Genomic DNA, 13780 nt, shown 5'->3' with positions numbered 1-13780 from the left:
CCTCACACCGCAGGTCAGAGAGGGTGCGGTGTTAGCATCGACGAGAAATTGATCAAGCACTCGCTTGACGATCGGAACGTCGGAAGGATCTTCTCGTGCGCTCGACCCGACGGGACGAAATACTCGCTCATGCGGCCAAGCTGTTCAGTGAGCGGGGAATCGCCGCGACGACGGTGCGAGACATCGCCGACGAAGTCGGGATCCTTTCCGGCAGCCTCTATCACTACTTCGACTCCAAGGACGCGATAGCCAACGAGATCGTCGTCCGGTTCCTCGAAGATCTCAACGTCCGGTACGAGGACTCGATCGAGCCGGAAGGTTCGGCCCGAGATCGCCTGGCCACGATGGTTTCGGTGTCTTTCGCCTCCGCGGTCGATCACCCGTATGCCACCGAGGTGTATCAGGGAGGAGCCATACTTTCGTCGCAGCCGGCAGACGCGCCCATCACCGTTCTGGTTCAGAAGGCACACAGTTACTGGCGATCGGCCATCACGCGCGGAATTGCCGACGCGGAGTTTCGGGAAGACATCGATCCCGAACAGTTTCACCGTCTCCTGCGTGAATCCGTCTGGTCCACCGTCGCGCAGTATCGCCCGCAGCTTTCCGAGTTGGCGGACGATCTGCAGCGCAATCTGATCTCGGTGTTCCTCGACGGGTTCGCCGCACGCTCCGTCGACGGCGAGCCGGTCGCACGCATTGCGCGACGCACGGCGAAGAAGGAAGCGCAGACCGAATCTCCCGACTCTGAACTTGCCGAACTCCGTTCGGTCTCCCAAATAGCCGAACTCCGTTCGGATGTCGACGAATTGAAGTCCGTCATTCGCGAACTCAGCTCCTCGATCCGGCTGCTGCAGAAGCCGTAACACCGCAGTTCCTGCGCATGTAGTTCGCATTTTGACTATCGGTGTGACCCAGTGCATACTTCTGTCCACACTCGTAAATCAAGCGCTTGTTTGATTTACCAAGCAGAGTTTGGACGGGAGTTCGATGTGAGACTCGGAAAGGCGATCGCCGTCTGCGCGGCAGTGGTCCTCGGGGCGAGCGGGTGCGCATCTGCCGGTGTCATTCCTGAAGACACCATCGTCATCGGTTTGGACGAGGATTCCACCGGGCCCGGTGCGTCGTACAGCACGATCGCCGGAAAGACCGTGCGTATGACTGTCGACCTGATCAACCAGGCCGGCGGAATCAACGGCAAGCAGGTCGAATTGGTTGTCGAGAATGACGAGAGCAGTCCCACCAAGACCCCGTCGATCATTCGGAAGTTGGTCGATCACGGGTCCAGTGCGGTCATCCTCGCTACCGGCAGCGGGTCGGTGCTGCAGGCCAAGTCGATTCTCCAGCAGTCGAAGATTCCCGCGATAGCTCCGGTCGTTCTCAGCGACGCCTTTGCCTCGGCGCCCGACAACGACTACTCGTTCATGATTCCGAACTCCCTGAAGCAGTACGCCCAGGTGTACTGCGGGGCTTTCGAGAAGATGGGGTACAAGTCCCTGGGAATTCTCGGTGACGCGAGTGCATCCATCGACGGAATCATCAAGACCCTGCGGCCGGCGCTCGAGAAGTGCGCGAGAGTGACGGGCGTCGAAAAGGCGCCGGTGGATGCCGCGGACATCACCGCACAGGTCTCACGTCTCGCGGAAACCGAACCGGACGCGATTCTGGTCGCCAGTATCGGCGGGCACTTCGAAATCCTCGCGCACAACACCTTGTCGAAGATAACCCCGCAGACGCAACGCTTCTCACTCGCTTCCATCGGAAACCAGCCCGCATCTTGGGCTTTGGCAGACCCGAAGGCGTTGAGCGGCATGGTGTACATGGGCTCGCTCAGTGAGAACAACCCGAGAACCGCCGAACTGCGTAGCAAGGTGCAGGCGGTGAAGGGGTCTGATTATCAACTGACCGCCTACGACGCTCAGGCGTACGACGCCGTCATGATGTTGGCCGAGGCCATCGAGATTGCCGGCGACCACCGAGATCGGACGGCCGTTCGTGATGCTCTTCAACAGGTTTCGGCACTTCCCGCGAGCTTCGGCCAGGACGGATTGACGCTGTCGTTTTCCCCTCAGGATCACCTGGCGCCGGACAGCCTCTGCGGACTGGTGCTCGTCGAATTCGGTGAGGACAACAAACCGGCCCATCCGTGGGATTCCTACCAACCCCCGTGCGGATAACCGAGGAGCCTTGACATGACAGATGCACAACTGTGGCTCGCAGCCATCGAGATCGGTGCCTTCTTCTCTCTGATAGCCCTCGGAATGTACCTCGTGGTGGTCGGCGCCGACTTCTTCAACTTTGCGATGGGCCCGTACGCGATGGCTGCGGCCATGGCGTCGAGTTGGGTCGCGATCAATTACGGGCTCGCTCTCTGGATAGCCATGCCGCTGGGGATCGCGGTGGCGGTGGCGCTGTCGGTCCTGACGGAAAAGCTTGTGGTCAAACAGGTTCAGAAGCGTTCGGGTCGGGGTGAACTACCGGCGTTGGTGGCGGTGACGGCAGTACTGTTCGGGATCCAGCAGCTCGCCGGTACTGTCTTCGGCCGCACACCACTTCCCGGGCAGAAGATCTTCGACTTCGATCCGATATCGGTGCTCGGTGCCACCGTAGACAGCTCGACCGTTGTACTCGTCGTCGGTACCGCAGCGATCTTCGTCGGTATCGGACTGTGGCTGAACCGGTCCACGTCGGGCCGTCTGCTTCGCGCCGTCGGCGACAGTCCGGATGCCGCCCGCGTCCTGGGCTTGCCGGTGGATCGGGTTCGCCTCATCGCGTTCACCCTCGCAGGCGTGATCGCCGCCGTCGCCGGACTTCTGTTCGCTCCCAAGGCCGGTGTTCAGTTCACGAGCGGTCTGTCATGGACGCTGACGGCATTCATCGCACTCGTCATCGGTGGTACCGGCCGGAGTTGGGCTCCGCTGATCGGCGGAATGGTGTTGGGCGTCGTCCAGGTTTTCGCCCCGTACTACTTCGGTGCGAGTGCTGCTCAAACCGCCATTCTGTTGATTGCCCTGGTGTTCTTCGCTTTCCGTCCGGAAGGCTTGCTCTCGAGGAAGGTTCGCGTGTGATGGCCTCGCTTTCTACCAGTCCGCTGACGTCACGTCCGCCCACTCCGGCCGGCGGTTCCCGGACGAGGATGCTCGCCGTGTCACGAGAAGCGCTGATCACCGTAGCCGTGGTTGCCGCCGTGCTTCTGTGGATGGGTCCGAGTCTGTACCGGCAGGATCTGGTGTTTCTCGCTGCGACGTATTCGCTGATCGCACTCGGAATGTACGTGCCATTCGTTCTCGCGGGATCATTGTCGATGGCGTACAGCGCGTACGCGGCGATCGGCGCGTATGCCGTTGCGCTGATTTCGGTTCGGACCGGGTTGTCGATGTGGTGGGGATGGATTCTCGGCGCCCTCGCCGCTGCAGCGGTTGCAGTACTCCTCAGCTTGGCAACGCAGAAACTCTCCGGCTTCTACCTTGCCGCGGTGACCTTGTTGTTCGGTATCGCTTTCGAGCACTGGTTGATCGACGGGCCGAGTTTCACCGGCGGTTCGGCCGGGATTTCGGGCGTCGAGACTGTGACGATGTTCGGCTGGGAGCCACCGCGCTACGCATTGGTCGTGTTCGCGATCTTGTTCGTGTGTCTGATCGCGGTCGCTGTCGATCGACTCCGGAAATCGGTGTGGGGGCTGATGTTGCAAGCTGCCCGCGACAATCGTAATGTCGCACGGTCTTCCGGCGTCAATCCTGCGCACCTGACCGTCGTGGCGCTGGCGATCGGTGCCGCGATCGCGTCGACCGGCGGATCGCTGTTCACCGTGTCGGTGCAAGCTGTCACCCCTGAAACCTTCACTCTCAGTATTGTTTTCCTCGCAATCTTCATGCCGATCATCGGCGGTCGCGGCTCGGCGTGGGGTGCGCCGCTCGGTGCATTGATCGTGGTGATCGTGACGCTGAACATGCCCGGCTACCAGGGAAGCGGCGAACTCCTGCTTGCCGGAGCCGTCCTGGTGATCCTCACCGTCGCGCCTGGTGGGGTGATCGGGTGGAGTCAGAACGTTCTCGGTCGAATGAACCGTCTGTACAAGGAGCGTGGCAATCGATGACGCGGCTACTCGAAGTGAGCGGGCTCCACAAGTCCTACGGCGGCGTCCGCGCTGTCGACGATGTCTCGTTCAGCGTCGGACCGGGAGAGGTGATCGGCCTGGTCGGCCCGAACGGGGCAGGCAAGACCACACTGGTGGACTGCATCTTCGGCACACAGCAAGCAGACTCCGGAACCGTCGCGCTCGCCGGTGCTCCCTTGACCGGGCCGTCGGAGCGCCGTGCACGGCAAGGGCTCTCGCGCACGTTTCAACATCCGCAGCTCGCGGCGGAACTCGACGCCGTCGACAACATCATCCCGGGACTGTACGGGCACAAGATCACCTCACCGCTGCACTCGCTGTGGTGGGCAATCAAAGGACCTTTCGAGAACTGGGACCGGACAGCACAGCGGGCCCGGGAGATCGCTGTGCGATACTCGGTCACCGATGTCGAGAGTGCTTGCGGGGATCTCAGTTTGGGCGCGCAGCGTCTGGTCGAGGTGGCGCGGGCGATGGCGACCGAACCCGATGTTCTCCTGTTGGACGAACCGTTTGCCGGCGCGGATCACGACGGCATCGCTGCCATCTCCGGTGCCGTGCGATCGATTGCCGCGCAGGGCAAAGGAGTAGTCCTGGTCGATCACAACGTCGATCTCATCGCGGCGCTCGCCACCAAGATCGTGCTGCTCAATTTCGGATCAGTGGCGTTCTACGGACCACCGCAGGAGTGCTTGGCCAGCGACGCGATGCGAGAAGTCTATTTCGGTTCCGAATACGAGGAAGGCGCCTGACATGCTCGAACTCGACAGAGTCACAGTTCGATACGGATCCTCTGTCGCCGTCCGGGAAGTCTCCCTTGTCGCCCCCGCCGGAGAAGTGACAGCGATCGTCGGACCGAACGGTGCAGGCAAGACCAGCTTGGCGGGATCCATCTACGGCTCGGTTCCCGCCACCGGGACAATCAGATTCGATGGTCGAGAGATCCAGAAATTATCGGCACTGGATCGTGTCCGCAGCGGATTTGCCTACGTTCCCCAAGGCAGGCAACTGTTCATGCGAATGTCCGTTCGCGAGAACCTACGCGTCGGCGCAGACCTGCTGGGATTGAAAGCCGAAGCCGTGGAAACAGCTTTCGAGAGGTTCCCGATCCTGCGTGAACGCTCGGAGAGTTATGCCGGGGTCCTCAGCGGTGGTGAGCAGCAGATGTTGGTTCTGGGGCGGGCCCTTCTGGAAACCCCGAAGGTGCTGCTCCTCGACGAGATGATGACAGGACTGGCGCCGAAAATCGTCGCGGAGCTGCGAGCGCTGGTCGGGGGTCTGGCCGCCGAGGGCGTGACCGTCATCGTGACGGAACCGGCACTTACTGCACTGAAATCGGTTGTCGACCGCGGATATGTCATGCAGCGCGGCGAACTCGTCCGCGAATGCGATTCCGCAGCGACACTGGACAACGCGTACAAACAATCGATGGGCGTCCTCAGCGCCGACGGGAGATGATCGACGATCATGCTTGAAACGAAGACACTCGACTTCACCGTCGGTGAATTCGCCACGAATCCGGACCGGTTCGCCGGCGTCAGCATCAGCGAAATGGTCAGGCATTGGTCTGAGACCATCCCGGACGAAACCGCCTTCGTTACTCCGGATTCGAAGGTGTCGTGGAAACAGTACGACGCGGCTGCCGATGCGATCGCGTCGGCGCTGGATCTAGCTGGTGAGGGGTACGGACATGTAGCCGTGTTGCTCCCCGACACCGCTGTATTCCATGCCGCTCTCTGCGCAGCATTTCGTACCGGCCGCGTCGCCGTCGGAATCGGTTCGCGCTCGGGCATTCGCGAGATCTCTCATCTGATCGCCCGCTCGGAAGCCTCCGTACTCGTCACCACTCGCACGCTGCGAGGCGTCGATACCGCCGAACTCGTCGCGAGTCTGCGGGTAGAGCATCCCGGACTGGACGTCGTCTTCGCCGACGAACGCGCCGACGTGAGTTTCGAACGCGTGAGCGCAAACGGCGAACTCACCTCGTTGCCGGTCGAGCTAAAGCAGTTCCCCGCAACCAGTCCGTGTTTTGTCACGTCAGCCGTTTCGATGCTGAACTCGACCTCCGGCACGACGGGCCTGCCCAAACTGGTCACACAAACCGAGGATCGTTGGGTTGGTTTCTCCGAGATTGCAGCCGAGGCGGCGGCGATCGGTCCGGATGAGGTGTTCCTCGGCGGGGTTCCGGCGCCTTTCGGATTCGGTCTCTGGACTTCGCATTTCCTGCCGGCGCTACTCGGTGCTCGTAATGTCGTCATGGAACGCTTCGACGTTTCGGTGATGATCGAGTTGATCGAGCGCGAACGGGTGACTGCTTTGAATTGTGTGAGTACACAATTCAAGATGCTGTTGCGTTCGGAGGCCGCGGAATCCGCCGATCTCTCGTCACTTCGTTTCATGTTCACCGGTGGTGAAGCCGTGCCGTATTCGGAGGCACTGGCCTTCGAACAACGTACCGGAGCGGCGGTTCTGCAGTTCTACGGCTCGAACGAAACCGGCGCGGTCTCGGTGACGACGGTTTCGGACGGTTCCGATACCCGACTGAAGACGTGTGGCCACGTCATCGATCGTATGCAAGTTCGTGTATTCGACGATGCGGCAAAGGAAGTGACGGGCTCGGTCCGTCGTGGTCAGCCTGGGGTCAACGGCCCGCTGATGTGTCAGGGTTATTGGGGCGACGTCGATGCAAACGACGAGTTGTACACCGACGACGGTTGGATGCTTCTCGGCGACATCGTCGAGATCGACGAGACCGGGCGGGTGCGGGTGGTGGGGCGCAAGGCCGACATCATCATTCGAGGCGGCAAGAACATCTCCGCGGTCGAAGTCGAGGAGTACGTGCGCGCGCACCCTTCGGTGGAACTGGTTGCCGTGGTCGGAGTCGACGATCCGCTGTTCGGTGAGAAGGTCTGTGCGGTCGTCGTGTCCGCCGATGACGATCTGAGTTCGGAGGACCTGACCGCCTGGCTGCAGAGCCGAGGAGTGACCCGCGAGTACATACCCGAGTACGTGATGACGGTCGCCGAATTGCCGATGGCGGCAGGCGGCAAAGTAGCCAAGGGCGAAGTCAAGGCACTCGCGCAGCGGCGGATCGCTGAACTCGGCTGATCGCGCTTTGGCGGTATCGGCTTCGCGCTAGGCTGATCCGGACATTGTGCCGAGAGTGAGGGAAACCCGATGACGAACCCTTCACCGCACCGATGGCGCAAGCGAGCACTGTGGACACTCGGGATCGTGATCGTCCTTGTCGGCGCCGTGGTTCTGGCCTTTGTGCTCAGCCCGAGACCCGGCGCGCTCACCGTGCGCTGGGTCTTCGATCGTGACGCCGTGAAAGTCACCGAGGCGCTGGAGAAGCACGCTCCGGATGGTGTCGACTCGATCAAGGACCAGCGGTACCGCGCCGATGACGACGACGCATATCTGGACGTCTATTTTCCCGCGGCGACGACGACCGCGCTGCCTACGGTGATCTGGACTCATGGCGGTGCCTGGATCTCGGGAAGCAAGTCCAACTACGCGCCGTACTACGAGTTGCTGGCCTCTCGTGGCTACACCGTTGTGTCCCTGGACTACTCACTCGGACCCGAGCACCACTATCCGACTGCAGTGCGGCAGCTCAACGACGCTCACGCGTACGTCGTCGCGAATGCGGAACGACTGCATGTTGATCCGACGAAGATTGTTCTCGCCGGTGATTCTGCGGGAGCACAACTTTCGAGTCAGCTCGCCGCTCTCATCACTGATCCCGCGTATGCGGACCGTGTGGGCGTGAACCCGTCGCTGCGGCCGGATCAGTTGCGCGGAGTAGTCCTCAACTGTGGCATCTACGATGTCGGGAATATGGTCGGCGGGCCAGGCATCATCGGCTGGGGAGTTGATCGGTCCCTCTGGGCGTATACCGGGGTGCGCGACTTCATGAGTACCGAAGCGGCGGATCAGATGTCGACCTTGAACTACGTCACCGATCGATTTCCGCCGGTCTACGTCAGCGGCGGCAACGCGGATCCTTTGACAGATTCTCAGTCGAAACCGTTGGCTGACAAATTGACGGGGTTGGGAGTTGGGGTCGACACACTGTTCTATCCGGCCGATCACGTTCCGGCGCTCGGTCACGAGTATCAGTTCGATCTGGACAATGCCGACGGTCTCACTGCACTCGATCGCACGGTTCAGTTTCTCGACGCACATACCCGCTAGTTGTCGGATGATGCTGAGTCGCTACATAAATGGTCATTTCAGACAAAGCGCCGCGGATGCGTTGCCAGGGAATTCTCGACTAGTCCTTTTGGTCTAGCCTGGGTGAATCCGATCCGACCCCAGGAGTTGTTGTGCGCGCGTCTTCCCCCGACAGACGGCGAAGGCGCATTGTCGGAATCGCTGCGGTATTCGTCGTCATTCTGCTGTCTGGGGTAACCGCGGCACTCGTCAGTCCGTGGCCAGGAGTTCTCCTCGTACGGTGGATGTCGGCGGGTGGCTCCGAAGCGACTCACGCACAACTCGACAGGCAGGCGCCATCAGGAATCGTCTCGGTCCTCGAACAGTCGTATCGCGACGGCGACGCCGATGCGCAACTCGACGTGTACTACCCGTCGGAGTCCACTTCTCCGCTGCCGACGGTGATCTGGGTACACGGCGGTGGCTGGATTTCAGGTTCGCGAACCGATGCGTCCGGTTACTACAAACTGCTGGCAGATCAAGGGTTCACCGTAGTTTCGGTGGACTACTCACTGGGGCCGAATGCGTATTACCCCACCGCCGTGAATCAGCTGAACGACGCGTATCGATATCTCTCGAGCAATGCGGACAGGCTGCATGTCGATTCGAACAATCTCTTCCTTGCGGGAGATTCGGCAGGCGCGCAATTGTCCAGTCAGTTGGCTACCGTCATGACCAGCCCTGACTACGCGTCGCAGATGGGGATTGAACCGGCACTACGCCCCGAACAGATACGTGGAGTCGTCCTCGACTGCGGGGTGTTCGATCTGAAACCGCTGCTGTCACAGGGGAAGTACCTCGGTTGGGGCGTCGACAAGCAATCGTTGTGGGGATACCTCGGAACGAGGGACTTCGACGGGTCGACTGCAGTGGGTCAGATGTCGACACTCGGGCATGTGACCTCGACCTTTCCCGCGACGTTCATCACCGGCGGAAACATCGACCCGCTGACCGCCAGTCAGTCGAAACCCATGGCGCAACGGCTCGCCGATCTCGGCGTCGAAGTCGACGCACTGTTCTACCCCGACGACCACGAGCCTGCGCTGGACCACGAATATCAGTTCGACCTCGATACCGTGGACGGGATGATCGCGTTCGATCGCACAGTCGCGTTCCTTCGCAACCACGTGCGGTAGCGCGCTCAGCGAATCACGTAAGGCGAAATCGAACTCCGGTGCTCGCTGATGTCGAGGTCCTTGCCCAACGGAGGGAAGGCACGCTGCGGACAGTTGAGGCGTTCGCAGACGCGGCAGCCCGAGCCGATCGGCGTTCCCGGATTCGACTCGTCCAGATCCAGACCGTCGCTGTAGACGAGCCGGTGCGCGTGTCGAATCTCGCATCCCAATCCAATGGCGAAGATCTTTGCGGGCTGCCCGTATCGAGCCGCTCGACGTTCGACCGTGCGCGCAACCCAGAGGTATCGGCGGCCGTCGGGCATCTGTGCGATCTGGGGCATGATCTTGCCCGGATAGGAGAACGTCTCGTAGACGTTCCACAGCGGACACGTACCGCCGCTGGTGGAGAAGTGGAAGCCGGTGGCGGACTGACGCTTCGACATGTTACCGGCACGATCGACACGTACGAACATGAACGGAACCCCGCGAAGTTTGGGGCGCTGCAGGGTCGAGAGGCGGTGGCAGATCGTCTCGTAGCTAGCGGAATAGAAGGCGGACATGCGCTCGATGTCGTACCGGAAGTCCTCGGCGACGTCGTGGAACTGGCTGTAGGGGAGCACGGTGGCCGCCGCGAAGTAGTTGGCCAATCCAAGTCGCGCCAGGGAGACCGACGCTTCGCTGGTGAAGTTGCCCTCGGCCACCAACGAGTCGAGCAGGTCGCCGTGCTCGAGATAGGCGAGTTCCGTCGCAAACTTGAAGACCTGTTGCCCGCCGGAGAGCCTCGCGGAGATTTCCAGGACTCTGGTGTCCGGGTCGTATCGATGAAGTATGTTCTCGCCCAGGTCGACTCGTCGAACGATCTGCACGCCGTGGACGGTCTCGAGGCGTCTGGCGATCTCGCCGGCGACGTCGCCGCGGTGAAAGCGCATCCGGGCAGTGAGTTCTTCGGCCGCGGTGTCGAGATCGTGAATGTAGTTCTGCCGCTGATAGAAGTAGTCGCGCACTTCCTCGTGCGGCATGGTGATCGAACCGCTGCCACTGCCGTCCGAGAATCGGTCCTCCGTCGCTGCGGCGAGCTGCGCCGTCGTGTTGCGGAAGCGGCGATGCATGTTCACCATCGCCTTGGCGAGGCCGGGGTGGGTGGAGACCATCTCCGCGATTTCGTGGGCGTCGGCGTCGATGCCCATCTCCTGATCGAGAGCGACCTCGCGCATTTCCGCGATCAAACGTGTGTCGTCCTGCGGGGAGAAGAAGGTGGTGTCGACACCGAACACTTCACTGATTCGCAGGAGGACCGGCACGGTGAGCGGGCGAACGTCGTGCTCGATCTGATTGAGATAGCTTGCCGAGATCTCCAGCGTCTTGGCCAGCGAAGCCTGGCTCAACCCGCGCTCGGTCCGCAGTTGGCGGAGCCGGACACCGACAAAGGTTTTCGACATTTCCCCAGGATACGAGTGACGGCCCGGCTTCGCAAAGGTGGGTTCGCAGACTTCGCACAGGGGCTCCGCCCCCGTGAGTGGTTAAGGAGTCCTGGCACTCCTTAACCACGCACGGGCCGGAGGCCTAGACCTTGTTCTCCGAACGCGGGGCGCCGATTCCGGGATCGATCTGGAACGGTCCGCTCGAAGACGGAGCGAGGGGGAAGTCGAAGATCGCAGTCGGGAGATACACCGTCGAACACGAGTTGGGGATATCCACGACGCCCGACAGACGGCCCTCGATCGGCGCCGCACCCAGCAGCAGGTACGCCTGTTCGGGCGCGTAACCGAACTTGGTCAGATACTCGATCGCATGCAGGCACGCACGCTGGTAGGACAGATGTGAATCCAGGTACTTCTGCTCGCCGTCGAGCGTGACGGAAGTGCCCGAGAACGCAAGCCACTCGGAATACTGCGGATCCGTGTTTCCCGGCATGAAGATGGCGTTCTCGGAAACGCCGTAGGTATCCATGCCGCCTTTGATTATGTCCACACGAAGATCGATGAAGCCGCCCATTTCGATGGCGCCGCAGAATGTGATCTCACCGTCGCCCTGGGAGAAGTGAAGATCGCCGACCGACAGATTCGCGCCGTCCACGAATACCGGATAGAAGATTCGGCTGCCCTTGGTGAGGTTCTTGATGTCCTGGTTTCCGCCGTTCTCGCGCGGGGGAGCGGTGCGGGCCGCCTCGCCGGCCACGCGTGTGTACTCGTCGCCGGTCAAGGTACCCAGTACTGCATCACGGGGCTCGGGCGGAAGTGCAAGCGGGGGAACCCGATTGGGATCGGTGGCAATGAGGGCTCCCTCGCGGGCATTCCACTTGGCGAGCAACGCTGCCGACGGGGCCGTGCCCATGAGTCCTGGGTGGACGATGCCCGTGAACGAGACGTGCGGAATGTGGCGCGACGTCGCCGTTTGCCCGGAGAAGTCCCAGACGGCCTTGTACGCGTCGGGGAACTGTTCGGTGAGGAAGCCGCCGCCGTTGTTCCGTGGAAAGATGCCGGTGTAACCCCAGCCTTGACCGGCCAACGGACCCGAATCCTCTTGGGGGATAGGCCCGATGTCCAAGATGTCGACGATCAAGAGGTCGCCGGGCTTTGCGCCTTCGACGGCAAAGGGGCCGGACAGCGTGTGGACAGTCGTCAGCGGTGCATTGAGAATGTCGTCGGCCGAGTCGTCGTTGTGGATTGCGCCGTCGAACCATTCGCGGCAATGGACACGAAACGAGTCACCGGGTTTCACCGTCACCGCCGCGGGGATGTCCGGGTGCCACCGATTGTGGCCGACGATTGCCTGGTCGGTGAATTTCTTGGCGGAATCGAGTGGAAACAGTAGTTCAGGCATATGCACTCCTCATTCTCGACGAAACGGAAAACTCGTGGCGGCAGGACTTTCGTGTCGGATCGGGGCTCGCGAAGATGTCGCTCAGGGGCGAGGTAGCTTGCGGTGCAACGGATTGGACGTCGTCGGGGCAGATCGCTGGCCGCGGCCCGGTAGTGACCCACTGACCACGGCAGGCTCGTGCGCTGATCGGGCAGTGCTGTCCAGTAGACCCATCGCGGCCGACGACGCGTGACTCAACCGGGGAGACGAGACCACCCGCTTGGACTCGAGACTGCACTGGGGGCAAGTAATCGACTGGGGCACTTCGGCCATCGCGAACGACCGCTCGAGCGGGCCGCAGCCGGTACAGCGAAACTCGTACAGAGGCATGCGGTCACGCTATCGGAGGATCCGTCAGTGCGACACTGGAACGGCGAGGGTGACACTGGAACGGCGAGGGTGACACCGGAACGACAAACCCCGGGTAACCGATGCCGCAAGTGCGTACGTCAGCGCAAGTACACAACCGCGTTGTCACCGCCGGTGCAGGTGACGATGCCGGAGGCCGCCTTGCACGCCATCGTGTACTCCTTGCCGGTCACCGGACTACGTGCGGATACCGTCCTGGATGTACCCGCGGCACCGGAGTTTCCGTAGGCCATCCGAACTGCCTCGGCGAACTCGCACGAAGTTTTGCCTCCACTGGTCGCGGACTCCTTGTAACTTCCGGCCGCCTGCCCACCGGGGCAGGCGGCCGCACCTGCCGGGAAGTTCGCGGCGCGTGTGGTCGTCGGGGATGTCGTGCTGGGAGCGGTTGTCGTGGTGCCGGGTGTGTTCGTGGCGGTGGTGGTGTGGGCGGCGCCACCGGCGGCCGAGTTGGGAACGTCCTTCGGCCAGAGAACCCATGCAAGCCCGCCGAAGAGCACCAACACTGTGACGACACCGATGACAGCTAGCGGAATCACCCAGCCGGGTCGCCGTGGCGGAGGGTTCCCACGCGGTGGACCTGGTGGGAACCCTTGCGGTGGGGGATAGGACTGTGGGGCGGCTCGATATCCCAACTGCGGCGGTTGCGGACCGGATTGCGACCATGCCTGGTTGTTCGACGGCTGCTGGTAGTTGTTCGACACAGCTTTATCGCCCGGTCGGTGGTGTCGAGGGTGTCGAACGACAAGTCATGGTTCGACAGCATATGGCTGGCGAACGGGTTGTCTGTGGCTTTCCGAAGGGTAGTTCCCGGAATTGTCCGAGTGAGGGCTGTTGCCGCGGAGTGATTGCGGTCACTTGCAGGTAGTGCAGTTGGCTCCGAAGTAGCGGACGGGCCTGTTCCGAGTGCCGCGTGAACTGCCGGAATTCGCAAGCGGCGGAGTTGTGTGCATTTCGTTCACAGCCTGCGGTTTCTTTGCTACTCGCGAGTACGGAATCTGTCCGATTGGGCAGTGTCGGCGGTGTAGGAATCTTCACAGACTTAGCAAAGTGTGTTGAAAAGGTAGCGAAGATTGGCATTAGCAACAGGTAGACGGCACTTTTTCGATGT

General features: G+C 61.6%; 13 protein-coding genes. 9 read left to right on the top strand and 4 right to left on the bottom strand.

All coding sequences use genetic code 11. The features are described 5' to 3' along the window. Nucleotides 1-95 precede the first annotated feature (95 nt). The 9 genes from I7X09_RS06050 (at nt 96) to I7X09_RS06010 (ending at nt 9462) form a co-directional block, all read left to right on the top strand. Nucleotides 96-863, top strand: coding sequence for a TetR/AcrR family transcriptional regulator (locus I7X09_RS06050; protein WP_200316010.1), 768 nt, complete (start codon nt 96-98; stop codon nt 861-863). A gap of 126 nt (nt 864-989) precedes the next feature. Continuing rightward, nucleotides 990-2174 (top strand): ABC transporter substrate-binding protein, encoded by a 1185-nt coding sequence (locus tag I7X09_RS06045; protein ID WP_124567896.1) that lies wholly within the window; start codon nt 990-992, stop codon nt 2172-2174. Nucleotides 2175-2189: 15 nt separating this feature from the next. After that, a complete protein-coding gene (locus I7X09_RS06040; RefSeq protein ID WP_200316008.1) occupies nt 2190-3065 on the top strand; it encodes a branched-chain amino acid ABC transporter permease in 876 nt (291 codons plus the stop codon). Next, nucleotides 3065-4093, top strand: a complete 1029-nt coding sequence (locus I7X09_RS06035; protein WP_200316006.1) for a branched-chain amino acid ABC transporter permease — start codon at nt 3065-3067, stop codon at nt 4091-4093. The genes I7X09_RS06040 and I7X09_RS06035 overlap by 1 nt, the downstream gene beginning before the upstream one ends. After that, nucleotides 4090-4863 carry an ABC transporter ATP-binding protein gene (locus tag I7X09_RS06030; protein ID WP_200316004.1) on the top strand — a complete coding sequence of 258 codons (774 nt, stop codon included), beginning with the start codon at nt 4090-4092 and terminating at the stop codon, nt 4861-4863. Before I7X09_RS06035 ends, I7X09_RS06030 begins: the two co-directional genes overlap by 4 nt. Nucleotide 4864: 1 nt before the next feature. Then, entirely contained in the window at nt 4865-5569 is a 705-nt protein-coding gene (locus I7X09_RS06025) for an ABC transporter ATP-binding protein (protein ID WP_200315995.1), read from the top strand. 9 nt (nt 5570-5578) lie between these two features. Further along, nucleotides 5579-7219 carry a class I adenylate-forming enzyme family protein gene (locus I7X09_RS06020; protein ID WP_200315993.1) on the top strand — a complete coding sequence of 547 codons (1641 nt, stop codon included), beginning with the start codon at nt 5579-5581 and terminating at the stop codon, nt 7217-7219. Nucleotides 7220-7288: 69 nt separating this feature from the next. Next, nucleotides 7289-8308 (top strand): alpha/beta hydrolase, encoded by a 1020-nt coding sequence (locus I7X09_RS06015; RefSeq protein ID WP_200315991.1) that lies wholly within the window; start codon nt 7289-7291, stop codon nt 8306-8308. 131 nt (nt 8309-8439) lie between these two features. Then, nucleotides 8440-9462 carry an alpha/beta hydrolase gene (locus I7X09_RS06010; RefSeq protein ID WP_200315989.1) on the top strand — a complete coding sequence of 341 codons (1023 nt, stop codon included), beginning with the start codon at nt 8440-8442 and terminating at the stop codon, nt 9460-9462. A 5-nt stretch (nt 9463-9467) separates the two neighbouring features. Here I7X09_RS06010 and ramB read toward each other — a convergent pair whose 3' ends face one another. The 4 genes from ramB to I7X09_RS05990 form a co-directional block, all read right to left on the bottom strand. Next, complete coding sequence (gene ramB / locus I7X09_RS06005; RefSeq protein ID WP_019744436.1) at nt 9468-10880, bottom strand: acetate metabolism transcriptional regulator RamB; 1413 nt, start codon at nt 10878-10880, stop codon at nt 9468-9470. A gap of 124 nt (nt 10881-11004) precedes the next feature. Then, on the bottom strand, nt 11005-12264 hold the full coding sequence (fmdA, locus tag I7X09_RS06000) for a formamidase (RefSeq protein WP_050656695.1): 1260 nt from the start codon (nt 12262-12264) through the stop codon (nt 11005-11007). An 81-nt stretch (nt 12265-12345) separates the two neighbouring features. Next, on the bottom strand, nt 12346-12633 hold the full coding sequence (locus I7X09_RS05995; RefSeq protein WP_124567903.1) for an FmdB family zinc ribbon protein: 288 nt from the start codon (nt 12631-12633) through the stop codon (nt 12346-12348). A 119-nt stretch (nt 12634-12752) separates the two neighbouring features. Further along, the gene (locus I7X09_RS05990) at nt 12753-13208 is read right to left on the bottom strand and encodes a hypothetical protein (protein WP_234036808.1); all 456 of its coding nucleotides are present in this window, start codon (nt 13206-13208) and stop codon (nt 12753-12755) included. Nucleotides 13209-13780: the final 572 nt, after the last annotated feature.

The organism is Rhodococcus sp. P-2 (assembly GCF_016598535.1).
In the GTDB taxonomy this organism is placed as follows: Bacteria; Actinomycetota; Actinomycetes; order Mycobacteriales; family Mycobacteriaceae; genus Rhodococcus_F; species Rhodococcus_F baikonurensis.
The sequence above is the reverse complement of the archived record's forward strand: the minus strand, read 5'-3'. Positions and strand labels throughout refer to the sequence as shown.

Bases quoted from the DNA above. Each gene is read 5' to 3' on its own strand.
- I7X09_RS06040 (WP_200316008.1), top strand. From the start codon at position 2,190: ATGACAGATGCACAACTGTGGCTCGCAGCCATCGAGATCGGTGCCTTC.
- I7X09_RS06030 (WP_200316004.1), top strand. From the start codon at position 4,090: ATGACGCGGCTACTCGAAGTGAGCGGGCTCCACAAGTCCTACGGCGGC.
- I7X09_RS05995 (WP_124567903.1), bottom strand. From the start codon at position 12,633: ATGCCTCTGTACGAGTTTCGCTGTACCGGCTGCGGCCCGCTCGAGCGG.
- I7X09_RS06015 (WP_200315991.1), top strand. From the start codon at position 7,289: ATGACGAACCCTTCACCGCACCGATGGCGCAAGCGAGCACTGTGGACA.
- ramB (WP_019744436.1), bottom strand. From the start codon at position 10,880: ATGTCGAAAACCTTTGTCGGTGTCCGGCTCCGCCAACTGCGGACCGAG.
- fmdA (WP_050656695.1), bottom strand. From the start codon at position 12,264: ATGCCTGAACTACTGTTTCCACTCGATTCCGCCAAGAAATTCACCGAC.
- I7X09_RS06025 (WP_200315995.1), top strand. From the start codon at position 4,865: ATGCTCGAACTCGACAGAGTCACAGTTCGATACGGATCCTCTGTCGCC.
- I7X09_RS06020 (WP_200315993.1), top strand. From the start codon at position 5,579: ATGCTTGAAACGAAGACACTCGACTTCACCGTCGGTGAATTCGCCACG.
- I7X09_RS06035 (WP_200316006.1), top strand. From the start codon at position 3,065: ATGGCCTCGCTTTCTACCAGTCCGCTGACGTCACGTCCGCCCACTCCG.